This is a genomic window from Photorhabdus stackebrandtii, from assembly GCF_011189495.1.
GTDB lineage: Bacteria > Pseudomonadota > Gammaproteobacteria > Enterobacterales > Enterobacteriaceae > Photorhabdus > Photorhabdus khanii.
Map to the genome: position 1 here is coordinate 1 of NZ_PUJV01000038.1, position 24,237 is coordinate 24,237.

General features: G+C 40.4%; 21 protein-coding genes and 1 pseudogene. 13 read left to right on the forward strand and 9 right to left on the reverse strand.

Annotated elements, in window-relative coordinates:
* Positions 1–144: 144 nt before the first annotated feature.
* From C5470_RS19775 to metC, 3 genes are all read right to left on the reverse strand, one after another.
* On the reverse strand, positions 145–612 hold the full coding sequence (locus C5470_RS19775) for a type II toxin-antitoxin system YhaV family toxin (RefSeq protein WP_036842304.1): 468 nt from the start codon (positions 610–612) through the stop codon (positions 145–147).
* A gap of 6 nt (positions 613–618) precedes the next feature.
* Entirely contained in the window at positions 619–969 is a 351-nt protein-coding gene (locus C5470_RS19780) for a type II toxin-antitoxin system PrlF family antitoxin (RefSeq protein ID WP_152962567.1), read from the reverse strand.
* A gap of 131 nt (positions 970–1,100) precedes the next feature.
* Complete coding sequence (metC, locus tag C5470_RS19785; protein ID WP_036842310.1) at positions 1,101–2,294, reverse strand: cystathionine beta-lyase; 1,194 nt, start codon at positions 2,292–2,294, stop codon at positions 1,101–1,103.
* Between the two features lie 352 nt (positions 2,295–2,646).
* Here metC and exbB point away from each other — a divergent pair, with 352 nt between their 5' ends.
* Entirely contained in the window at positions 2,647–3,618 is a 972-nt protein-coding gene (gene exbB / locus C5470_RS19790; RefSeq protein ID WP_152962726.1) for a tonB-system energizer ExbB, read from the forward strand.
* Positions 3,619–3,621: 3 nt separating this feature from the next.
* Positions 3,622–4,047 carry a TonB system transport protein ExbD gene (gene exbD, locus C5470_RS19795; protein ID WP_166291419.1) on the forward strand — a complete coding sequence of 142 codons (426 nt, stop codon included), beginning with the start codon at positions 3,622–3,624 and terminating at the stop codon, positions 4,045–4,047.
* Between the two features lie 105 nt (positions 4,048–4,152).
* Here the strand turns inward: exbD and C5470_RS19800 are convergent, their stop codons facing one another.
* Entirely contained in the window at positions 4,153–4,416 is a 264-nt protein-coding gene (locus tag C5470_RS19800; protein WP_036842316.1) for a hypothetical protein, read from the reverse strand.
* 366 nt (positions 4,417–4,782) lie between these two features.
* Complete coding sequence (locus C5470_RS19805) at positions 4,783–5,967, reverse strand: MFS transporter (protein WP_331251344.1); 1,185 nt, start codon at positions 5,965–5,967, stop codon at positions 4,783–4,785.
* Positions 5,968–6,145: 178 nt separating this feature from the next.
* Between C5470_RS19805 and C5470_RS19810 the strand changes: the two genes are divergently transcribed.
* Positions 6,146–7,042 carry a LysR family transcriptional regulator gene (locus C5470_RS19810; RefSeq protein WP_242688146.1) on the forward strand — a complete coding sequence of 299 codons (897 nt, stop codon included), beginning with the start codon at positions 6,146–6,148 and terminating at the stop codon, positions 7,040–7,042.
* Positions 7,043–7,059: 17 nt separating this feature from the next.
* Here the strand turns inward: C5470_RS19810 and C5470_RS19815 are convergent, their stop codons facing one another.
* Positions 7,060–7,389, reverse strand: a complete 330-nt coding sequence (locus tag C5470_RS19815) for a thiolase family protein (protein WP_166291437.1) — start codon at positions 7,387–7,389, stop codon at positions 7,060–7,062.
* 29 nt (positions 7,390–7,418) lie between these two features.
* Here C5470_RS19815 and C5470_RS19820 point away from each other — a divergent pair, with 29 nt between their 5' ends.
* The 3 genes from C5470_RS19820 (at position 7,419) to C5470_RS19830 (ending at position 12,252) form a co-directional block, all read left to right on the forward strand.
* On the forward strand, positions 7,419–7,739 hold the full coding sequence (locus tag C5470_RS19820) for a helix-turn-helix domain-containing protein (RefSeq protein WP_036842324.1): 321 nt from the start codon (positions 7,419–7,421) through the stop codon (positions 7,737–7,739).
* A 787-nt stretch (positions 7,740–8,526) separates the two neighbouring features.
* Positions 8,527–10,281, forward strand: coding sequence for a GH39 family glycosyl hydrolase (locus tag C5470_RS19825; protein WP_166291421.1), 1,755 nt, complete (start codon positions 8,527–8,529; stop codon positions 10,279–10,281).
* 222 nt (positions 10,282–10,503) lie between these two features.
* A complete protein-coding gene (locus C5470_RS19830; protein ID WP_166291422.1) occupies positions 10,504–12,252 on the forward strand; it encodes a GH39 family glycosyl hydrolase in 1,749 nt (582 codons plus the stop codon).
* A gap of 138 nt (positions 12,253–12,390) precedes the next feature.
* Here the strand turns inward: C5470_RS19830 and C5470_RS19835 are convergent, their stop codons facing one another.
* The 3 genes from C5470_RS19835 to rdgC all read right to left on the reverse strand — a co-directional run bounded on the left by C5470_RS19835 (position 12,391) and on the right by rdgC (position 15,841).
* Positions 12,391–13,413, reverse strand: coding sequence for a Fic family protein (locus C5470_RS19835; RefSeq protein WP_036842330.1), 1,023 nt, complete (start codon positions 13,411–13,413; stop codon positions 12,391–12,393).
* A gap of 134 nt (positions 13,414–13,547) precedes the next feature.
* Positions 13,548–14,399, reverse strand: a complete 852-nt coding sequence (locus tag C5470_RS19840) for a class I SAM-dependent methyltransferase (protein ID WP_036842331.1) — start codon at positions 14,397–14,399, stop codon at positions 13,548–13,550.
* A 530-nt stretch (positions 14,400–14,929) separates the two neighbouring features.
* On the reverse strand, positions 14,930–15,841 hold the full coding sequence (gene rdgC / locus C5470_RS19845; protein WP_152962559.1) for a recombination-associated protein RdgC: 912 nt from the start codon (positions 15,839–15,841) through the stop codon (positions 14,930–14,932).
* Positions 15,842–15,951: 110 nt separating this feature from the next.
* On the opposite strand from rdgC, the pseudogene C5470_RS23005 reads away from it, so the two are divergent.
* The 7 genes and pseudogenes from C5470_RS23005 to C5470_RS19875 all read left to right on the forward strand — a co-directional run.
* A pseudogene (locus C5470_RS23005) lies at positions 15,952–16,038 on the forward strand (hypothetical protein); the annotation flags it as partial.
* A gap of 611 nt (positions 16,039–16,649) precedes the next feature.
* Positions 16,650–18,605, forward strand: a complete 1,956-nt coding sequence (locus C5470_RS19850) for a bifunctional 2',3'-cyclic-nucleotide 2'-phosphodiesterase/3'-nucleotidase (RefSeq protein WP_166291424.1) — start codon at positions 16,650–16,652, stop codon at positions 18,603–18,605.
* 75 nt (positions 18,606–18,680) lie between these two features.
* Positions 18,681–19,451, forward strand: a complete 771-nt coding sequence (locus C5470_RS19855) for a ribonuclease T2 family protein (protein ID WP_242688152.1) — start codon at positions 18,681–18,683, stop codon at positions 19,449–19,451.
* A gap of 567 nt (positions 19,452–20,018) precedes the next feature.
* On the forward strand, positions 20,019–20,600 hold the full coding sequence (locus tag C5470_RS19860) for a DUF1062 domain-containing protein (RefSeq protein WP_166291426.1): 582 nt from the start codon (positions 20,019–20,021) through the stop codon (positions 20,598–20,600).
* Between the two features lie 77 nt (positions 20,601–20,677).
* Entirely contained in the window at positions 20,678–22,156 is a 1,479-nt protein-coding gene (locus tag C5470_RS19865) for an MFS transporter (protein WP_166291427.1), read from the forward strand.
* Positions 22,157–22,423: 267 nt separating this feature from the next.
* On the forward strand, positions 22,424–23,245 hold the full coding sequence (locus C5470_RS19870) for a beta/alpha barrel domain-containing protein (protein ID WP_242688154.1): 822 nt from the start codon (positions 22,424–22,426) through the stop codon (positions 23,243–23,245).
* A gap of 12 nt (positions 23,246–23,257) precedes the next feature.
* The gene (locus C5470_RS19875; protein WP_166291431.1) at positions 23,258–24,004 is read left to right on the forward strand and encodes a creatininase family protein; all 747 of its coding nucleotides are present in this window, start codon (positions 23,258–23,260) and stop codon (positions 24,002–24,004) included.
* Positions 24,005–24,237 lie beyond the last annotated feature (233 nt).

The window sequence follows — 24,237 nt, forward strand, 5'->3', positions numbered from 1 at the left end:
TTTGACAAACTGACGTTTGGTGTGAGCAGACGATTCCAGCGTTCGAGTGAATAAGGTCATAAAAGATCGGCGTTTAACAGAAAGAACACCGATCTTAATGGATAACATGAGCTTTTGCGACACCCTCTTTACGGCGGGGAGCAGTCACATAAGTGTGGTGAATCTCGATTCTTTTAAAAGCGAATTCCAGTCATCTGGTGGGCGTCCAGCGTTAAGCATTTCACCAAATACTTTGTAAGCGTCGTGTTGATCACCATACACCCTTTTTGTTCTCTCATCATTTACCCAACCGAAGATAATAATTTTACTTTCGGTGTGAAAACGGAAAAAGAATCGATATTGTTGGAAAAATTTTGCTCTGAACCAGTGTTTTCTTTTGCCACCTAATGTATGGCCCAAACGAAAGGCTATATTAGCTGGGTCACTGGGAATAATTTCAGTAACGAGTTTTATGATTGCAGCCAAGCGTTTTGTATCATTTTTTTTCAGATAGTCATTTGGATATTTCTGTTGAAGTTGTTCGGCTTTATCTATTATTTGTTTCAGTTGTTCTATAAAGCACGGATGGGCAAAAAGAGCCCACCCGTTTATTACACATACTCGATCGTACATAATCCTTTACTCATCGTCAGCAAATAGTGGGTTATTGAGATCTATGTCTATTCCTGCGGTAAGTGATTTTGCCCGGTTGATGAGCTGTTCACTTAATTGTTGTACTTGTTCAGGATGTTCCTTAATGTCTTTTGCCAGAAAGTTCAGAAATGATTCAATTGCAGGATCTTTTTCTTCTTCGTTGTTTTTACGACTAATAAGTACATCACCGGAAGATAAGATCTTATATTCGATACTATCATGGCCCGGTCTTAGTTTGAGAGCTTTACGAACTGGTGTTGGAATGGTTGTTTGGCTGCGACGGGTAAGTTTGGATTCTGCACCAACCTCGAACTCAACACTTGGGAATGCGTGCATATTTTGACCTCATTATGTTGATTTAATCATCTTTCTAACAAAGTGTAATGCAAATGCATTGTAATGACAATGAGTTTATATTGTCTTTAAGTGTTGAGATTTTCAGTTTATTACCTTAGATAACAATAAGATTAATCAGCAAAAATTCGACTAAATCCCTCAGCTAAATCATCAATCAAATCCTGAACATTTTCCAGCCCGACATGCAAGCGGAACAGGGTGCCTGTTCTTTGTGGGGCATCGTATTGGCGTATTGTTTTTATCTCTTCTGGTTGATAACCCAGGATCAGTGATTCGAAACCACCCCATGAAAATGCCATTTTAAAATGGTGAAAATTATCCAGATAATTTGAAAATTGCTGGTGTGTTAATCTTTCTTTCAATTGAAAAGAGAACAGGCCATTACTGCCGCTGAAATCGCGAATGAAATTGTCATGGCCGGGGCAGGAGGGGAAGGCAGGATGATAGACTGCTGCAACTTCGGATCTCTGTTGCAGCCACCGTGCTATCTCGATACTGCTTTTTTCATGTTGTTTCAGGCGAATGGCTAAAGTCCGCAACCCGCGACTTGCCATATACACCGTATCGGCATCCGCCATTTGTCCCATCAAATAGGAGCTTTCCCGCAGTTGCACCCAACAGCGTTCGTTTGCGACGGCAATACCTAACATTGCGTCTGAGTGACCAACAATGTATTTGGTGCCGGATTGAATAGAAATATCGATGCCGAACTCCAGTGCCTTAAACAGCACACCCGCGGCCCAGGTATTATCAATCATGATGACAATATCTGGATTGACTTGCCGTACCGCGCGAACAATCGCCGGAATATCCTGTACTTCCATGGTGATGGAGCCTGGGGATTCAAGAAACACCACTTTGGTATTGGGCTTAATCAGTTCAGCCATCTCCTCGCCAATCATCGGATCAAAATAATCGGTAGTTATATTCATCCGTGACAATATCTTGTCACAAAAGCTTTGTGTCGGGTCGTAAGCTGAACCAGTCAACAGAATATGATCGCCGGCGGCGGCAAAAGAGAGAATGGCATTGCTGATCGCGGCGGCACCAGAAGGATAAAGCGTACAACCTGCGCCTCCTTCCAGTTCAGCCATGGCTTCCTGAAAAGAGAAATGGGTTTGGGTGCCACGCCGGCCATAAAACAGTTCGCCATTGGCGCGGTTGTGTGTTGCCTGCTTTTTGGATGCGACAGAATCGAAAATCACAGATGATGTTCGTTGAATGATTGGATTGACTGCGCCTTGAGTAAATTTACGGTTTCTGCCTGCATTGACCAGTGAAGTTTCCAGTTTTTTTTCTGTCATGATCCATTGCCACCTTAATTTCAAAGTTTGAAATGGTGTAAAAAATAGAGTTAACACGTTAAAAGATTTAGTCCTTTTTGTACAAAAGGATTAGGCCAACTTGACGAAAATTCATCTGATGACTTGTGAGTGAGGTTTCTTTGATTTTATTTTGTGAAGGGGTAACACTTTTTTATTAAACAATAATGATAATTACTATCAAATCACTTAATGTTTGATATCATCAGCCTTCATTTTCATTCAGTCTGGCGAAGATGAATGAAGACTCAGTGTAAATAAGGTTAGTGAGATGACGAAAGGTAATTCACTGCTAAATAACAAGGTTTATAAGAAAGGGAGTAAAGGCCAACTGATGCGTAATTTGACTGCTTCAATTATCTTAGCGTTCGGGCTGACAGGTTCAGCGTTGGCTGATACAACACCAGCATCTGCAACAGACAACAATACCACGACAAAAACCGCACAGATTGCAACACCTGCTCCGGCGGCGACCTCAACAACTTCGGGTACAACTGCACCGCCGGCAAATCAGGTTGCACCACAAACGGCATCCGCTACAGACTCTACCCAAGTGACTCCGGTGGCTACTGATGTTGTTGCTCCTGATGTTTCAGCCGATGAAACCAGTCTTTCCAGTGGTTTTGCTACCGATTTGTCTATCTGGGGCATGTATAAGAACGCTGACATTGTTGTTAAGACCGTGATGGTTGGCCTGGTGATTGCTTCTGTTATTACCTGGGCGCTGTTCTTCTCAAAAGGAACTGAACTGTTGGCTGCCGGTCGTCGTTTACGTAAAGAGCAATTGGCTCTGGCGGAAGTTAAGAGTCTTGATCAGGCTGCGGAAATTGCAGAAGGTTTCAGCAAACTCAGTATTAGCCGCTTACTGCTGAATGAAGCACAGGCAGAACGCCAACTATCTTGTGAAAGTAGTGATCTGAATAGCACAAAAGAGCGTGTCTCTTTCCGTCTGGAACGTTCAGTTGCGGCTATCAGCCGTCATATGGGGCGTGGTAACGGCTATTTGGCGACTATTGGCGCGATTTCTCCTTTCGTGGGTCTGTTTGGTACGGTGTGGGGGATCATGAACAGCTTTATCGGTATCGCTCACTCACAGACAACTAACCTCGCAGTAGTGGCGCCGGGTATCGCGGAAGCGTTGTTAGCGACAGCGCTTGGACTGGTGGCGGCGATTCCGGCTGTTGTGATTTATAACATCTTCGCCCGTATGATCGCGTCTTACCGTGGTCAGGTTGGTGATATGGCGGCACAGGCATTATTACTGCTTGGCCGTGATCTGGATTTGGCAAATAGCAAGACAAGGTGATGTATGGCAATGCGTCTTAATGAAAATTTGGACGATAGCGGCGAATTGCACGAAATCAACGTCACACCATTTATTGACGTGATGTTGGTGCTGCTGATTATCTTCATGGTAGCGGCACCACTGGCAACCGTTGATATTAAAGTGGATTTACCCGCATCGTCGGCAAAACCGCAACCCCGTCCTGAAAAACCGGTATTTCTGACGGTTAAGGCTGATCGTCAGCTTTACGTCGGTGATCAACAGGTAGATCATGATACTCTGGCGGCGGTATTGGATCAGACAACCCAATCCAATAAAGAGACAACAATTTTCTTTCAGGCTGATAAAACTGTGGATTATGAAACACTGATGAGTGTGATGGATGCTCTGCGTAAATCGGGCTATCTGAAAGTGGGATTGGTAGGAATGGAAGCGGTTTCATCGGATTAGTTATCAATAATCCTTCTATTAAATAACCGCGCTGGAAAGCGCGGTGAGATTAACGTGGTAATTGGTTTGTGTAATGAGAGCCTAATTTGGTCAGGGTGGGAATAATCACGCTATCCTGGATCGATATGAGAACATCGAAATGACGTTCACAGAATCTGTCTGATTGTTAAGCTCATAAAGTGAACTATCGTTAGCCAGTTCAAGCAGCATTGGCACTGTAATTTTCAAACGCTTGGCTAGTGCTTCAATATTGATACAAACATCATTAATAAGCACTTTTATTGCTCGATGAAATAATTCAGGTTTCTCATGGGGAATAAGATAATCCTCTTTTTCCTCGATAGCTTCGCCCTTGCGTTTAAGCCCCAAAAAAGCCGTTTTGTATTGAGTATCGGTTAAAAGAGAAAGCTGATGTGCCCGATAAATACAAGCACATTGAGTAATTCTTTTGCAATAATACTTAAACGTTCTTCACTTAACTGTGGATGGAATTCTCAAGGATAGCGGATGTTTGGCATTTACTGTTTTCTCTAAGAGTGCAAAAATTCAAATCTGTCAACCTTGATACTGGTGCAACTTTCTGATTTTGTCAACCCAACATTATTTTAATAGTTTCTTTAATGCATCTCAAATTGGGCTAATTACACGGTTGTTGATTACCACTTATTATATTCACTTTTATTTGATTACTTGTTACCTGCATTCCATTGTGTATAAAGCTATTTCTGAGCGCGGTTATACCAGACGTTTCGCACCAAACAGAACCAAAATAGTTGCTAATAGTGCGCATCCGCCGCCACTGAGAGCGACACCACTCCATGAAAGATGCCAGGCTGCTATCGCTCCCAAAGAGGAACCCGCTGCGCCACCGGAGAAATAGCATGTCATAAAAACAGTATTCAGTCGGCTCCGGGCATCAGGTAGTAAAGTATACAGCCGTGTTTGATTCGCCACTAAACCCGCTCTGCTGCCAAGATCCAGGAAAATAATACCCGCGAATAAAAACAGAATGCTGTGACGGGTTCCACCAATCAGGCACAGGGCCAACGTCACCAATAAAGCGCCAGTAGTCACAACAGCTCTTCCCCCGAAACGATCGGTCATTGAACCCATTGTTGATGAAGCCAACATTCCCGCAATGCCTGTCAAGCCAAAGAGACCCACGATATCACTACCCCAATCATAAGGGGGTTGAGAAAGCAATAAGGCCAGAGAGCCCCAAAGCGTATTAAAAGCGGCAAATAACAAAAAACCGGATAAAGCGGCTTCACGCAAAAGTGGTTGTTGTTTAACCAGCTTGCCGAGTGAGGAAAGAAGCTGACCATAAGCCATAGTTTGTGGTGTTGCTGTTTCTGGAAGAACAAACCAGACCAGAAAAAACAGGAACAGATCTATTAAAGCTGCCAGTAAAAACATTTCACGCCAGCCGAAATGCTCTCCGACTGCGCCACTCAGTGTTCTGGCAAGCAGTGCTCCCGCGAAAAGGCCACTCATCAGATTTCCTACAACCCGGCCACGTTTTTCTGGCGCTGCCCACCCAGATACTGCCGGAATGATAATTTGTGCTGAAATAGAGGTTAGCCCTAATATCAGGCTACTGGTCAAAAACCATATAAAATTCGGTGCGGTGGCACATAAGATAAGGCTGGCTATATTGCCGATTAGTAGACAGAAAATAAGCTTACGACGACTTAATGTATCCCCAAGAGGGCCAAAAAAGAAAAGCCCCGCAGCGTAACCAATTTGCGTTAACGTGGCGATCCAACCGGATGTTGCGCCATCAATGCCAAAGCTTATGCCTATTGCCGGTAATAATGGCTGGTTATAATAAAGATTAGCCACAGCAAAACCGCAAGCGGCAGATAATAATATGAGAGAAATAGAAGAAGTAGGATCGGGTTTGATTGCTGTGTTTGACACGAAAACCTCCAGCATTTGATCTGTATTACCGTAAAAGAATTCTGCCACTATCTCAGGATTGCGGGAATAAAGATGGCAAGCGAAATTGCTTTGCATAGAATGCAAAATTGATAGCGCTATCAAATTCCATACCTTGCTTGTAATATCAGATACGTTTAATCATATATAGGTAAAATCTATGATGAAAGATTTGTTACGTACCGATATTCTGGCAACATTCGTTAATGTTGCCCATTCACAGAGTTTTTCAGCTGCTGCTCGTCTACAGGGCATGGCAGCTTCATCTATTACACGTCAGATAGACAGCCTTGAGCAGATGTTGGAGGTAAAACTTTTCCTGCGTTCTACCCGTGGTTTATCAATGACTGACGCAGGAGAGATTTTGTTTTCAAGAGCGCAAGATATTATCGATAATCTTGTCGATATCCAGGCTGAGTTAGCGGCTTTGGATGGAGAACCGCAAGGGGTACTGCGTGTCGCCTGTCTGCCAACGTTTGGGCGTCACCATATAATTCCCATGCTGGAAGAACTATTCATCCAATATCCCAAAATTCAAGTTGAACTTGATCAAACAGAGAGATTGACTGATCCCGTTAGGGATCGTCTCGATGCGGTTATTCGGATTGGTGAATTAAAAGATAGTTCGCTTTATTCAAAACGGATCGCCACACAGACTTGGGTTGTTTGCGCCAGTCCAGGTTATATCCAGAAGTACGGGGCTCCGACAACACTTTCTGAGTTATCTAACCATTATTTGCTTGATAAACATCATGATCCTGCTGGCATTTGTTGGTCACACTATCAGGATGATATCAATCTCAGCAATGAGAATAGGATTTTTCGCAGTGACGACTTTGACACATTGAGAATGGCCGCCGTCAATGGATTTGGAGTAGGGCTTTTTCCTAACTGGGTTGTTTCATCGGATATTCGTTCTGGAGAGCTTATTGCATTGTTCAATGATCCTGATGAACGTAAGGATGGTATTTATTTATTACGGGCACTTGCGTACCCGCCAGCAAAATTAACGGTATTTATATCACTATTGCAGGAGTGGCTTGCCAAGGCGATTTAGCGTTAATAGAAAAGTGATCAAACTTTCTCAAGGATCATCGCGATTCCTTGTCCAACGCCAATGCACATAGTACATAAGGCCAGTTTTCCTTGTTGGCGGTGTAATTGATAGACGGCATTCGCTAAAATCCGTCCCCCAGATGCACCTAATGGATGTCCCAGAGAGATAGCACCGCCGTTACAGTTGACATGGGATGCATCCCATTGAATATTAAGCTCTTTCATTACAGCCAGAGTCTGTGCAGCAAAAGCTTCATTGATTTCGATAACATCCATGTCTTCAATTCTTGTTCCAGATATTGCTAAGGCTTTTTTAGATTTTAATGATACCCAAATTAATAAAATGATTGAGCTATCACTATTGGTGGAGGTTAAAGATGACCAGTAAAATGAATGAAATGCTTGATTTCGCTAAGGAAATTGAGGCTGCGGGTTTAACAGATGGTGAGTCAGTTCGCCGTATTGAAGCCAGAATTAAAGACAGAGAGCTAAAAGAAAAATACGGAAATATACTCTCTATGACAGGGGATGATATTAAGCGGATCCGTGCTCAATACAACATTTCCCAATCTTCGCTTGCTTTGATATTAAACATGACAAAAGAAAGCGTATCGAAATGGGAGCGAGGTGAAATAAAACCTAATGGCGCTGCATTGCGTATACTTAATTTAATTGACCAGAAGGCACTGGTTATTTAACTGCACTCTGAACGGCCTTGGTATTCCAAGGCTGTTTGTTTCACGCTCCCTGCCCATATGCACTGATAAAACCTGTTGCACCAGTCAATAAAGCATTTTTCTTGGTCATCACTATTGTTACCTCATTATGTGTGAGTTTTATATTTCATTCTTTTTTTAACTTTGTAAATCTATATTTAACGTATAAGTGCTTTGCATAAAATGCAAGAATATATTTCACATATATTAACTGTTTGGTATTTTTTATTATTATCTGATAATTTTTCTCTATAGATAATAAAATTAGCAGTGCGATTATTATGAATGTAGTCATTTGTTTTTATTTTTTAATATTGCTTGGTAATGGATAATTTAAAATTGCAAGGAATTTTATTAAATGACTAAAACTTCAAGTATATTTATAGCACGTATTAATGACTTGCAATTATATATTCATTGGTAAAGTTTACTGACTATATGGTTTTACCTTGTGCTATTTTATGATTATTATTATCAATTTCTTACTGGGAGCTTTATTTTTGTGATTATTTTAATTCTGATATTATCAAGTAAACTACAGTGTTGTTCTTATTGTTGTTGGTAATTATATCAATGTAATTAGTTGGTTAATAAACCAAATCTAAATTAATAACTGATAACTTTAATGAGTAGTTAAAAGAGATATTTAATTATTATCTAAGTATTCGCCTCATTTATTATTATTGAATTATCAGAGGGATATATTTATTCTCTGATATTGTTTTTGATTTATAAAGATATAATCTATTAATTAATATAGAGGTTTATTATGACTAAAGTTTTTTCTTTTAATAAGAATTGTCGAGATTTATCAGCAGGGCATCACTCACTACTTAAAGAAGTTAATGGTGTTAATGGTGTGCCTAAATCTTTGGCGCCTGGCTTCCCTGATTTAGATGATCAGTTTAATCAGATGGGAATCAAACATCTCCGGCTTCATGATGGTTTTGGTATTGGTGATATGGATAACTATTTCCAAGTGGATAGGAAGAATAATCAAAATCAAATGATTGTCAATGTTCCAGAGGAAAATAAGCCCGCGGCTAAAAAACTTGTCTCTGATATTGCAAATGTTAGAAGTATTTTTCCCAATGCTGCTATTGGGATGAGAAATCATGATGTTAATCTTGCATTAAGAGATGCTAATTATGAAATGACGGATGCTTATCTGCGCGATGTTCTGAATAATCAAGCAGATCTGAGTCCAGATAATATTCAGCGTCAAATCATGTTTCGCATCGGGCGTTCTCTTGATGGCGGTTATGAAATACCAGAAGACTTTGATATTTATGCAATATTAGTTAAGGCTTTGGTGAATCGTTATGCTGTAAACTATGCCAATATTGGAATGCCGAAAAAAATAACTTATTGGGAGGTTTGGAACGAGCCTGATTTACTGTTTTTCTGGAATACTGATGATCCACAAAAATATTATGTATTATATGAAAAAGTAGTGAGAGTGATTAAGGCTGTTGATCCTGATGCTAAAGTCGGTGGTGCTGGAATTTCGTTTAGTAATAATGCAGGCGGTGATTATATTGATGGATTTTTCCGGTATTGTAAGAATAATAATGTACCATTGGATTTCTTTTCCTGGCATGGATATGTTGATACTGGAGACCCGCAAAACATTATTGATATGGGTAATACGATTCAGAAAAGTTTGCATACTTATGATTTTACCGAGACTGAAAGTATTTGCACTGAATGGAATTCCAGTCCTTTTGGATCGAGAAATACATTTACAAAAGTGCAGAGTGCTAAAAATGCAGCATATATAGCTTCATCACTTATTTATATGCAATATGCGAAAGTTGACCTAGCGCATTATTATCGAGGCGATGGCTTATCTTTTGGCTTGTTTAATAATCAGCCTAATCCTAAAAACCCATGTGTTAAAAATTTCTGTACGTATTCAGCTCAATCCTTTAGTCTTTTTGCCAGAATGTTCGAAACACCTCATATATTAAGTGGTAATAAGGATTTCTCAACAGGTTTAACCGTTTTGGCAACCGAGAATGAAGCAGGTAATAAAATTAATATTCTCGCGGCAAATTACAAAGTTGATAAGAGTTTTTCAGATGGTAATGTCGCTCCCGTTCCTGCGGATTTATATCGACAATACTATCTGGATACTAGCCGAACATTGGAACAATTAACCGATACCTATAGCAAGAATCAATGGTTTGGTGGTATTGATCCGACAACAATTCATCATAATAATGCGGTAGTGCAAAATGATCCGGTACAACAACTTCCGACTGATACGTATTTAAGACCGAAAAGTCGTGATTATATTCATAGTGATCAAGGTGTAACCGTAGTGATTGATCATATAGGTTATAAGAAATTTAAAGTTAAAGCGTACCGTATTCAAGAAGGCGGAGGATTGGAACAAATGACACCACCAGAGGTGACTAACCAAATTACCGTATCTATATCTAATAATAAATTAACATTAGTGGATAAAATGGCAAAACCTTCAACGGTGACATTATATTCATTAGAATTAAGCCATCATTAGTTCTTATGAAATTAAAATATTATAGTAAGTTATTTTTCTTTGTTTTATTATTAAGTGGAAAATAAAATAATTATAGTCATGTATAAGAGGTTTATTTTAATCCATTAGGCTCTGAAAGGAGCCTTTTTAATCATGAGGAGTCGGACGAAATGTATTTAATTCAGAGTGTATACAATGATTGTCATTGATAATGTAATTTTTTAATTAACATAGAGGTTTATTATGACTAAAATTTTTTCATTCAATAAAAATCATCGAGATTTATCGGCTGGGCATCACTCATTGCTTAAAGAGGTTAATGGCTTGAATGGTGTACCTAAATCTCTGGCACCTGGCTTCCCCGATTTAGATGATCAATTTAATCAGATGGGCATTACCCATATCCGGCTTCATGATGGTTTTGGTATTGGCGATATGGATAACTATTTCCAGGTGGATAGACTAAGTGATCAGAGTCAAATGATTATTAATGTCCCAGAAGAAAATAAACTCGCGGCTAAAAGACTATTTTCTGATATTTCAAATATCAGAAGCATTTTTCCCTATGCTGCTGCTGGGATGAGAAATCATGATATTAGTCTTGCATTAAAAGAGGCTAATTATAAAATGACTGACGCTTATCTGCGCGATATTATGAATAATAAAGCCGAGTTGAATCCCTGTAATATTCAGCGACAAATCATGTTTCGTATTGGGCGTTCCGGTGAGGGTGGTTATGAAATACCACAAGATTTTGATATTTATGCAATGTTAGTGGGCATCTTAGTGAATCGCTATGCTTTAAACTATGCCAGAATCGGCTTGCCGGGAAAAATAACTTATTGGCAGGTTTGGAATGAACCTGACTTACTTTATTTCTGGAACAGTGATGATCCTAAAAAATATTATAAATTATATGCGAAAATTGCAAGAATAATTAAAGCTGTTGATCCTTCGGTTAAAGTAGGTGGCGCTGGTATTGCGTTTGTTAATAGAAAACTTGAAGATTATGTTGATGGATTCTTACGATATTGTAAAGATAATGATGTACCGTTAGATTTCTTTTCCTGGCATGGATACGTTATAACTGGAGACCCACAAAACATTATTGACGTGGGGAATGCGGTTCAACAAAGTTTGAATACTTATGGTTTTACCGATGCAGAAAGTTTCTGTACTGAGTGGAATTCCAGCGCTATTGGGACGAAAAATACATATACAAAGGTGCAGAGCCCTAAAAATGCGGCATATATTGCTTCCACGTTTATTTATATGCAATATACCAAAGCCGATAGAGCTTATTATTATCGAGGTGATGGCCTATCTTTTGGTCTGTTTAATAATCAATCTAGTCCTAAAAATCCATGCGTTAAAAATTGCTGTACGTATTCAGCTCAGTCCTTTTATCTGTTTTCCAGAATGTTTGAAACACCTTATATCTTAAGTGGTAATAAGGATTTTTCCACAGGCTTAACCGTTTTGGCGGCTGAGAATGCAGAAGGCAATAAAGTTAATATCTTAGCTGCAAATTATAAAGTTGATAAGAGTTTTGCAGATAGTAATTCGGCACCTGATTATCTATATCAACAATATTATTTGGATACTAGCCGATCACTTAATCAATTAACCGATACCTGGAGCAAAAACAAATGGTTTGGTGGTGTTGATCCGACAACAATGAATTCTGATAATATGGTAGTGCAACATGATCCTGTTCAGAAACTTCCGGATGATAATTTGTTGAGAGCTAAAAGTCGTGATTATACGAATAGTGACCAAGGTGTTACTGTGGTGATTAACCATATAGGTTATAAAAAATTTAAAGTTAAAGCATACCGTATTAAAGAAGGCGGGGGATTGGAACAAATATCACCGCCAGAGGTGACCAACCAAATTAATGTGTCTATATCTAATAATAAATTAACTCTGGTAGATAAAGGAGCAACTCCTTCAACGGTAACATTATATTCATTAGAGTTCAGTCATCATTAGTTTGATATAAAATAGAAATGTTATGGCAAGTTTTTTTCCTGTTTTATTAATAAGTTAAATCAAGGGATAAAATTATTTTAACCTGTCAGGCTCTGAGAAGAGCCTGTTTAATAATAACGAATAGTTTGGAGAGCTAATTTATTGTTGTTTTAAATGCAACCCTTTTTCTGTCAAACGATAACCTTGTAATGGACTACTGGGTTTTTCTGGATGACTCATTTCAATCAATCCGGCTTCTAGTGCAGGTTGCAGATAGCGTAGACGGAATGAGCTGCGATCTTTTAATCCAAGCGCTAATTGAAGTTGCTCACGATTCATTTCTCCTTCCAACGCCATAATTAATTGTCTAACCTGGTGGGTAACCTGATGGCTAGCTTGATGGGTAGCCTGATGGGTAGATTCTAGAATTGCGTCACGTATCATGCTCAACATAAATTCAATAAAGGTTGCACAATCAGCTTGTTGGGTACTGAGATTAATTGCTTGATAGTAATCAGCCTGATGCTTGTAAACCAGACTTTCAACTGGAATGAATTCAAATAATGAGTTCCATTGATTTAAGATTAATGTCTGCCACAATCTGCCCATTCTGCCGTTACCATCGGCAAACGGGTGAATAAATTCAAATTCATAATGGAAGATGCAACTGGCAATAAGTGGATGAATATCCGTAGAGTTCAGCCAGTAAAAAAGATCAGCCATCAGTTTTGGAACCCGGTTTGCCTGCGGAGCCATATGAATGACTTTTTCTCCATTCATGACACCAACGCCACTATTCCGGTAACGACCTGCATTATCTATTAACCCTTTCATCAGAACAGAGTGGGCTTCCAGTAAGTTCTGTTCTGATGTGAAATGCCAATGCTGGAGCTGCTCATAAGCTAAAATAGCGTTACGTGCTTCCTGTATTTCGTTGATTGGTGCGATGACTCGCTTTCCCTCAATAATTGCTGTGATTTGGCTTGTGTCAAGCAAGTTACCTTCAATCGCCAGCGAGCCATGAATTGTTCGTATCCGATTGATACGTCTCAATCGCAGGGCTTTTGCTTGTTCCTGTTCTGTACTTAACCGCCCGATATTCTCACTGATTTCGGCGACTAATTGGATCATTTTAACTGTAATTGAGAAAGGTGGTTGATAACCTTTTTTCGCCGAATTCATTGAACACCTTAATTGGATTTATAGGGTTACGGTAAATAGCTTTAATTCTGTTATTGGGTTTTGAAAAGATCGGTATTATCGCCAGTAAGGTGATATTGAGCAACAGACTGGCGATTGTTACACGGAGTGTCTTATTATTTCCCTGCCAGCACACCATACATTAGCGGCATACGGGGCATTCCTTCCGGTTGTACCATTTTGCCGCCACCGATATGACGCATTCCTTCAAATCCACCCCATCCATTCGAGTAAGGGTATTCATTGAATTGTTCAATGCGTAATCCTGCTTGTATCAGAGCATTGAGTACTTCATTGATCCCCCAGTAAAATTCATAACTACGGTGAGGATTTTGGAAATCTTTAATACCTTCTTCTATCATGCCACTTGGACAGAGGGTTTCGGTGGATTCAGCAGCATAATCGTGAACACCGTTTTCTTCAATTATTGCGCCTTCCCTGAAATAGTCATAATGTGGCTTCCATTGTGCATTAAAATAGAGAGCGAATGGATGAAATTCAATGAGTACAAATTTTCCTTCAGGTGTTAATAATTGTGAAATAAGTCTGGCCCAGTTTTTCAGATCAGAAATCCAAACCAATACACCATAAGAACAGAAAATCCGATCAAATTTTAAATTTTCTGTAATGGCTTGTTCCATCCAATCAAAAATATCAGCGCGATGGAATTGGGCTGGAATGCCACTATCGTAGGATAATTGACGGGCGAAATTAATCGCTTCATCAGAAATATCGACTCCGGTTACCTTGGCGCCATAGTGCGCCAAACTTAAAGTATCCTGACCCGAATTACATTGTAGGTGTAAGATATTTACACCTTTTATATCACCCAATAGTGATAATTCCTCCGGATAGAGAGTGTTGCCGCCTTGCTTGAAAAAAACGGCCTGATCACCTTTATGACTGTTATGAGCAACAGTAGCGGCATTCCACGACAAACGGTTCGCTTCATGAAATTCTTTATTCATCTGTTTTTACCTGTGTCAGAACGAAAATAAATTTATTTATTGCTTATGTTGGTTGGTAAGAAAGATATTACAATAAAAATTAGGATTATTGTATTTATTTTAATAGTAATTAAAACTCTACTTTGGCAAAATTATCAGTAAATATAACCTCAGCTACATGTTATATTTAATAATATTATTTACTATAAGTTTTTATAAGAATAAGAGCTGTTTAAACGGAGAGGTTAGTATTAAGTAATTGTAAAGTTATACAGTGAATAGGATTATTATTCGTTAGTGAATCCAATTACTCATACTTGTAGATATGAGCACTATTATTGACTAGATGGGGTTCTATTTTGTTAGTTGTTGGAACTTATACCAGTCTTGTGTAGTGAGTTTAAATCCCTAAGAATCCTGCCAGATCATATTAATATGGCCGAGGAAATTTTGGATTTCTTTCTCTCCAAATGAAAGTATAAAGTTAAGAAAGGCATAAAAATGCCGCTCTGAAAAATAATCCAAAGCGGCGGATAGCTTAAGGGCTGCTGTTATTTTTCCGCTTCGCCACCCAATGCGTCAATGGTGTTTTTAATCAGTGCACTTAATTCACCAGTCATTAAAATAAAGTCAGCATCAAACCGTTGGGTATAATCTTCCCGGTCGATATCATCATTTTGTTCACGCAGGGTATCACTGAATTTTATGCGTTTGAAAGTACCATCATCTGACAACATAAACTGAATACGCTCTTCCCAGTCGAGAGCCAGCTTGGTAACACATTTTCCGGCTTCAATATGGGTGGCGATTTCATCAGAAACCAGATCCTGTTTTTTACAGCGGATTACCCCACCTTCTTCCAGAATTGCTTTCAGTTCGGCTTCATCCATTAAAGCAAAGCCCGCCGGCAGATCACCGGAACGTACCCATTTTGTCAGGGTTAATTCTATTGGCTCTTTAAATGTCAGAGGAACAACAGGTAAAGAGCCGAGGCTTTTTCTCAGTAATGCCAAATTATCTTCGGCCCGTTTAGCGCTGGCGGCGTCAACAATGATGAGATTATTGGCTATATCGATCCAGATATAAGTTTGGCTGAAACGGCTAAATGCCCGTGGCAGCAAGGTGTGCAATATCTCATCTTTCAGAGAGTCTTTCTCTGTTTTTTTAAGTTTGCGATGCTGCTCTCCTTCCAGTTTTTCAATCTTTGCCTGTAGCGCTTGCTTGATAACCGGTGAAGGCAACATCTTCTCTTCTTTGCGGGCGCAAATCAGGATTTGATTATTCGCAACATGGGTGAAAGCGTCGCTGTGCGAACCCATTGGCGATACCCAGCCTGTTTTCGCCATATCCTGACTGCCACATGGGGTGAACGCTAACGGACTTAATTGTTTTTCCAGTTCATCCGCAGAAAGTGAAATTTCCCGGTTTAAACGGTAAATCATTAAATTTTTGAACCACAACATTGAAGTTATCCCATATTTTTGCTCATTTAATCGTTGAGCATCTCAAACATAAGTCCGCATGATAACGAATCACAGAGGTAAGCCCTAGTCTCTTGTGTCAATTTATCCTGAATGTGGATCGTCTCTATCAGACGTTGCCGGATTTGCTGAAAAAATGGGTGTTTGGTGGTGAGTGTGTCACTCCGATCAGGAAATAAATTTTTATATCAAAAAATCATTGATGAAATTAAAGTTACACTGTCTGGCTATAATCTGAAAATGTAATTAAGCATTAACTTTTTCTCTGTTTTTAATTAATGCCTTTAGATTGTTTTAATTGTAAACTTATGATTGTTTTTGTCTTAATATCTAAAGTATTTGTAAATAATATTTGAAATTTATAATCCATAGATGGTTTTGTTTTATCCGAAAATATCGTAATAGATATTTTATGATGAAAAACATGAAATCTTTAGCCACTTTGATTAGTTTATTTATCGTTTCAGGAATCAGAGAAAGCTACTCGATTTTCATGGCACTGGAATAACATCGAAATTAGTGTGTGTGCGGGTTACTATCTGCGTGATAGAAATGCAAATACGGTTAACTATAAAAAACAGGCTTACACCGTTGGTTTAGATAAACGTTTTGCAGTTTAATAGCCGGCGTTTGTTCGTTGCAGCGGCATATGATGGTGCACACAGCGACAACCCAGCTTATGAGAATAAAAAACAGACTATTCTGGAAACAGCAGCTCGTCTGTACTTCTAAGTTGAAAGTGATAAGGAGAGTTAAAGTTCTCCTTAACTAGCCTAAAAAGGGGTGTGAAATGGTTAAGTATGTGTTGAAGGTTTCCACATTAGCCTTATTGGTCGCATTTAATGTCAATGCTGCAACGGTTGACTTGCGAGTAATGGAAACATCTGATGTTCACAGTAATCTGATTGACTTTGATTACTTCAAAGATAAATCCACAGAGCAATTTGGTTTGGTACGTACTGCGAATTTAATTAAAGCGGCCAAAGCAGAAGCCTCCAACACGATTCTGGTTGATAACGGTGACTTGATTCAAGGTAGCCCGTTGGCAGATTACATGGCGGCGAAGGGACTGAAAAAAGGGGAATTTCATCCAGCCCATCAATTAATGAACACAATGGGTTATACCGTGGGTAACTTTGGTAACCACGAATTTAACTTTGGTTTGGATTATCTGAAAAAAGTCATTGCGGGTGCGAAATTCCCTTATATCAATGCCAACATAATGGATGCTAAAACCGGTAAAAACTATTTCACGCCTTATATTATCGTTGATACGTCAGTGAAAGATCGGGAGGGTAAAGATCACACCATTAAAATTGGCTATATCGGTTTTGTACCGCCACAGATTGCTATCTGGGATAAGCCCAATCTGGATGGAAAAGTTGTTGTTAACGATATTACTGAAACTGCGAAGAAATTTGTTCCTCAAATGAAAAAACAGGGCGCAGATTTGATTATCGCTATTCCTCACTCTGGTTTTTCCAAAGAGCCTTATAAGGCAATGGCTGAAAACTCGGTTTATTACCTGAGTGAGGTTGAAGGTATTGATGCGATTATGTTTGGTCATGCGCACGGTGTGTTCCCAAGTGAGGAATTTGCAGACATTAAAGGGGTTGATGTTGCCAGAGGTACGGTTAATGGTATTCCGGCTGTCATGCCCGGTCAGTGGGGCGATCATTTGGGCGTTGTTGATATGGTTATCAACAATGATGGCGGGATCTGGAAGGTGGCGGAAGCAAAGGCGGAAGCACGCCCGATTTATGACAAAGTGGGTAAAAAGGCACTGGTCGGGCGCGATAGCGAGTTAGTGAAGATTATCGAGCAAGCCCATCAGGGAACCCGGGGTTTTGTCGGTAAATTGATTGGTAAAGCTTCCGCCAATATGTACAGCTATCTTGCTCTAATCCAAAGTGACCCGACAGTACAGATCGTGAATGATGCACAGGCAGATTACACGCGGCATTTTATTCAGGGTGATCCGGATTTAGCAGATATTCCTGTTTTGGCAGCGGCGGCACCTTTCAAAGTCGGTGGTCGTAAGAATGCCCCCGCAGACTTCGTCGAAGTTGAAAAAGGTGATTTGACGTTCCGTAACGCGGCGGATCTCTATCTATATTCAAACACACTGGCTGTTGTGAAGGTAACCGGTGCTGATGTGATTGAATGGTTGGAGTGTTCTGCCGGCATGTATAACCAGATCGATCCAAATTCAACTCAGCCTCAGTATCTGTTGAACTGGAGCGGTTTCCGTACTTATAACTTCGACACGATTAGTGGCGTGAATTATAAGATTGATCTGACTCAACCCGCTAAATATGACGTTGATTGTCAGGTCATCAATCAAGAGGCGAACCGTATCAAGGAGGTGACTTATCAGGGTAAGCTTATCGATCCTCAAGCTAACTTTCTGATTGCTACCAATAATTATCGTGCATATGGCGGTAAATTTGCCGGTACAGGCGAAGGTCATATTGCATTCGCATCACCGGATGAGAACCGCGCTATCCTGGCTTCTTACATTGTCAAAATGTCTAAAGAGAAAGGTATGGTAGCGACCAAGGCCGATAATAACTGGTCGATTATGCCAATCAAAACCGACAAGAAATTGGATATTCGTTTCGAAACTTCTCCGAGTGAAAAAGCAGCGAAATTTATCAAAGAGTTCTCTCAGTATCCAGTGAAATATCTGGAAAATGATGATGTCGGTTTTGCAGTGTATCAAATTGATCTGACCGGAAAAAAATAATCTTAATAGTCGCCTGCCCTTGTGGGCAGGTTTTTGTTTGCCATTCAATAGGGAAAGAGTTTCCCATAAGGAACGATGATGCGTTTTTCTAACTTATTACCGGCAGTATTTGTTTTATTGGTTGTCGGCTGTGCGAAGCAACCAGAATTAATTGATTCTTTAGAGTCACAACCGGAAGAAGCTATTTCCTGTATATTGCCCGCTAATCCACCGGAAGATTATGACTACGTTGCTAAAAATGACCGTTATGGTCAGAACGCTAAAGCCTCTACAGATTACTTCAAACTGGCGATTAATTATTCTCCGGCATTTTGTAAAAACAAAGAGAATGAAATTAACAAACTGAAAAAGAATAATAAAATTGCCAAAGCACAGAGTGAATATAAAAAATTTGCACTGCAATGTTTCTCAGAAAATAAATTTGGCTGGATAATTCATGGCTTGTGGGCGCAAACTTGTGATGGTAAATCAATGGCGCGGTGCCGTGACTGGTCTAATATCCGTAAACATCCACGTTTGTGTAAGGGGGATTTGCCATCACTGGATTATCAGGTGATTAAACCTTATCTGTGTACTTCTCCAGGTGTAGATCTGCTGCAAGCCGAGTGGGAAAAGCATGGAGTTTGTGCGTTTGAAACTCCAGATCAATTTTTCAGTAAACAGCAAGAATTGTTTAATGGTTTGGTATTGCCGAATCGCCGTCCATCTAACGAACAGTTGATTAAGTTCCTCCAGAAAAATAACCCATCATTAAAAGGGAAAACTATTCAGATCAATCGTGATGAATTTTACATTTGCTACAGCAAAGATTTCGACGTGATTGACTGCCCGAAACGTGAATTATAATTACTAAAGGATAACATGATGAATTATAAATATAAGTTTCTTATGTTGTGGTTGGTCGTGCTCTATTGGCCGGGTGTGCCACTGACCCCGGTTATGATAAAGCCGGTGTGGTTAGGGCATTCCGGTTGCCTTTATTAGCCTGACTCTGGAAGACACACCAGAGATTTTGACGCCAGAAGGAACCGCAGGCCTGAGTTTTGCTAATGAAGTTAAAACGATTAACGCATTTCCTAAACAAGATCGTATTGTTGATGTGAGTGAAAAGTAATTAATAATCTATTTCGTTGGGTTATTTTGTTAATAATTCTCAATGAGATAGATCTTAAATGAATTGCCCTTCTGGTTTATTGAACGGGATGTGGAAACGGGGAACCCATGTTCTACCGTACCACATCCCGATTCTCCTCGTTTTATCCGTAGTTCCCTAAAATAAAAACATTAAAGTCACTTAAGCAACGAATTGATAAATAGTTTTAAGATCTGATGTTATAGAATATCACCAAATTTAAATTTTAAATTGATTAATTTAGCCGGAACCGACTTAACTAATTCAAACGTAGATCTACTATGACAAATAGAAATGTTGTATGGTTAGTGAGACCTGTAAGCTATCAGGCCATTTTGAAACGTTGCCCTGGCTGTGAAATGAAAAAGGCGTTTTATCCAGCAGGTACATTCAGGGTTAATGCACAAAAAAAAGTATTGGATGTGTGGAGTATCTATAAATGCGAAAAGTGCGATTACACTTGGAATATTGATATTTTTTCGAGGATTAATGTCAATAAATTGGATGGCGATTTGTATGAACGATTTTTACATAATGATCAAGATGAAATTCGACGATATGCCTTTGATTATCGGATATTGGCAAAAAACAGAGCTGAACTCGGCGGTTCCCCTGACTTTATTATAGAAGGTAAAGAACTTCAGGATATGGCTCAAACGCTAGCTGCACAAATCACGGTACAGCTTGAGTATCCTATACCTGTCAGACTTATTTCGATCCTGACCAAGAAGCTTTCGTTGTCACGTAGTCGAGTAACTAAGTTCGTTAATCAAGGTGTTATTCAGGGGGTAACTGCAATTGAATTAAATAAAAAGCTAAAGAGAAATATCACTCTTAGCATTAACGTTAACGATTTATTGTAAGAATCTAATAATAATTTTGTCTGAATTAATCTGGTTTCTCAGAAGATGACATATTAAAGTAAAAATGGATGAGTGAAATGAATATTATAAAGAAATGGTGGGTGCTCTCTACTGTTTCAGCTGCGTTATTACTGGTTGCTGTCGATATGACAGTGTTGTATACCGCGCTTCCGAGTTTGACCTACAGTTTAGATGCGAGCACAACGGAAAAGTTGTGGATAGTGAATATCTACCCTCTTGTCGTCTCTGGGCTGTTGTTGGGAGCGGGTACTCTGGGAGATCGCGTTGGGCATAGACGGTTGCTGATTTGTGGTCTCATGATATTTGGCTGCTCATCCTTGATGGCAGCCTACTCTTATTCCTCGGAAATGTTGATTGTTTCCAGGGCATTGCTGGGAGTTGGGGCGGCAACGATGATGCCGGCCACATTGTCAATTATCGCTTTGACATTTGATGATGAAGACGAGAAATCATTCGCAATTGGGATCTGGGCAGCAGTTGCCTCTGGAGGAGCGGCAGTAGGGCCACTTATTGGAGGCTTATTGCTTGAATATTTTTGGTGGGGATCGGTGTTCCTCATCAATGTTCCCATTGTGATTTTGGCATTAATCTTGTCGTGGTTGTTTGTCCCAACTTCTAAGACAAATTCCTCTCATCCGTGGGATCTTATTGGCTCATTGCAGATCATGGTTGTATTAATCAGTTTTGCTTATGCCATCAAAGAGTTCGCCAAGCGAGAGCCCTCCTATATCGGGGTACTTGTGGCTTTCACTTTGTCGGTGGGATTTCTGGTGTTATTCATTCGACGCCAGAAACGAAGTGTGCATCCGCTGATTGATTTCGATCTTTTCAAAAGTCCGGCTTTTTCGTCTTCAGTGATCGCCGGGTTGGTGGCTTCTGCTTGTTTGATGGGAATTAATCTGGTTTTAAGCCAGCGTTTGCAGCTTGTATTGTCATTAACACCTTTGCAATCGGGGCTATATTTCTTGCCATTTTCATTGGGCGCGATTGTTGCAAGTCCTGTGAGTGGTTGGATTCTTCCTCGTTTGGGGAGTGCCCGATTGCTCATTACATCTTTGTTGATGTATGCCTTTGCCATACTTGCACTCATGGCCAGTTTTTCAGCTCCTCTGCCTTTGCAGGTAATTTGCTTTTTTGTGCTGGGAGCCTGTCTTGGGGCAACAATGACGGCAGCGTCCAGTACTATCATGCAGGCTATACCGCCAAATCGGGCAGGTATGGCGGCGTCCGTTGAAGAGGTTTCCTATGAATTGGGCGGGGGATTGGGCATTGCGATAATGGGGAGCATCATGTCGGTTGTTTATAGTTATGCCCTTGAGCTTCCGGCTGATTCTCCGGTTAATGATGTTGCCAGAGATGGTATTGATGGCGCTTTAATCGCTGCGGAAGGAATGGCGCCTGATGCTGGGTTGGCTCTCGCAAACCTTGCCAGATCAGCGTTCGACGATGCAGTTTTTTCTGTGATGGGAGCCGCGTCTCTGTTTCTTCTGGCGATGGCTGTGTTGGTATGGTTCAATTTTCGCCGATCTTCCTGAGTGGATGATGGGGGTATCTATCACTCGTTTTTATTAATGAGATTACTTACTTAATAGTAGTAGCGCATTAATTATTTTGTTTAAGTTAAAATATCTTGATTTATTCGTGGAGGTATTCTTTTTTATTGCTACTTTTAAAACCATCACTATGTTGTTTATTACTGTAGCGAATGACGTTATTGACTGCCCCTCTTCCTTAGGAAGAGGGGCAGTCAAGGAGTTGCGATGAAAAATCAAGTTATTGAACAAATCTATGATGTTTTGGGCATGAAGATAAAAAATCCAATTATTGTTGGATCGGGTCTGCTTTCTGATCAGGATAAATATATTCGTCAGTTTATCGTTCACGGCGCAGGGGCGGTCGTGACAAAAACCATTTACCCGAATTCGGAAAAATTGCATACAGAGAAGACCTATTCCATCAGTACAGGGATGTTGAACAATACGACTTACTCGAAGAAAACAGTTGAACATTGGTTGACCATTCTCCGTGAATTTAAGAATGAGCAGCTTCCGGTGATAGTCTCGATCCATGCAGAATCGCCTGGGGCGTTAGGTTCATTGGCTGCGCGTATCTCAGAGGTGACCGATGCACCCTTGGAATTGGGCATTTCGTGCTTGCATGCAGATGACTTTACGGAAGATACACCGGAACGTGTATTCAACTATGCGAAAGCGGTGAGAGAGCGAGTGGATACCTCTTTTTCTGTCAAACTCGCGCTTGGCGACAATTTGTATGGTCGTGTTCAGGCAGCCATAGAAGGCGGTGCTCATTCGATAACTTTGAGCGATACCATCTCGGGGATCGTATTCGACGGAGTGAGTGGCGAGGCTTTGCTTAATGGGGTTTGTGGATATTCAGGGCCAGGGATAAAACCGTTGGTGCTTGCTGCTATCTATAACCTGCGTAAACGAGGGCTGACGATTCCGATACTTGGATCGGGAGGCGTTCAGGATGGTAATGACGTTCATGAGTACATGCTTGCAGGTGCTAATACTGTGCAAGTTTACACTGCGCTTCATCGGCATATGTACAAAACACTGCGGCGTATTGTTCTTGAACATGCTGAAATCATGATGTCAAAGTAAGGTATTAGAAAAATGAACAATCAAGTGAGAGAATTTACAGAACTGACCAGTGAGCAGGTTTTAACTGCGGTTGAAGGTAAGACTTTAATATGGCCGATTGGCGGTATTGAGCAGCATGGGCCTCATCTGCCGTTGAATGTGGATGCCGTGATCCCAGAAGCATTTGCCCGCGTGTTGGCGAATGATATTGGTGGGTTCACATTGCCGGTACAGCCATTATCGGTAAGATCATTGCCACAGAGCGGGGGTGGACTTGAGTTTCCCGGCACGATTTACGTCGATGGATCAACATTTACAGCTTATATAGGCCGGGCAATTAAGAGCTTGTGCTCATTACCTTTCAAGCAACTTGTGATCATTAATGGTCATTACGAGAATGAAGGTTTTATTTTCGAGGCGGTAGACGAATCACGGACAGCGGGTCACTTTAAAGATCGTTCCGTTATCGTGTTTAGCTGGTGGAGTTTGGTATCTGATGCCTGGACTCGTGAACATTTGACAGATTTTCCCGGTTGGCATGCGGAGCATGCCGGGTTGACAGAAACGAGTTTGATGCTTCATTTGCGTCCAGATTTGGTTAGAGCTGAGCGGGTTGACCATGAAAACTCCCCGCGTGCAGGGATCTATCAGATACCGATTAAAGAAGAATTTTCAACGAGAGGGGTTCTTTCTAAAACATCCGGTGCGAGTGCGGAAACCGGTTCACTTATTTTCGAACATGTCAGGCAGCAAATATTGGAACTTGTTACTGCAGATTAACCCGCTGAATATTGCTGCACTTTTTTAGCAAGACCCGCCGTAAACCCTCGCCCAGTGCGAGGGTGTCGCAAAAGGCGCGTGTTATCCGTTAAGATCTGCGTACTTCTTTTAAGCGCAGATCTTTTATGACCTTATTCATTCGAAAACGGGAACCTTCTATTCATACTGGACGTCAGTTTGTCACCGCTCAGCACTTACCTGTCTTAGCGGGTTCTCTTTCCCTTTCTGATTAT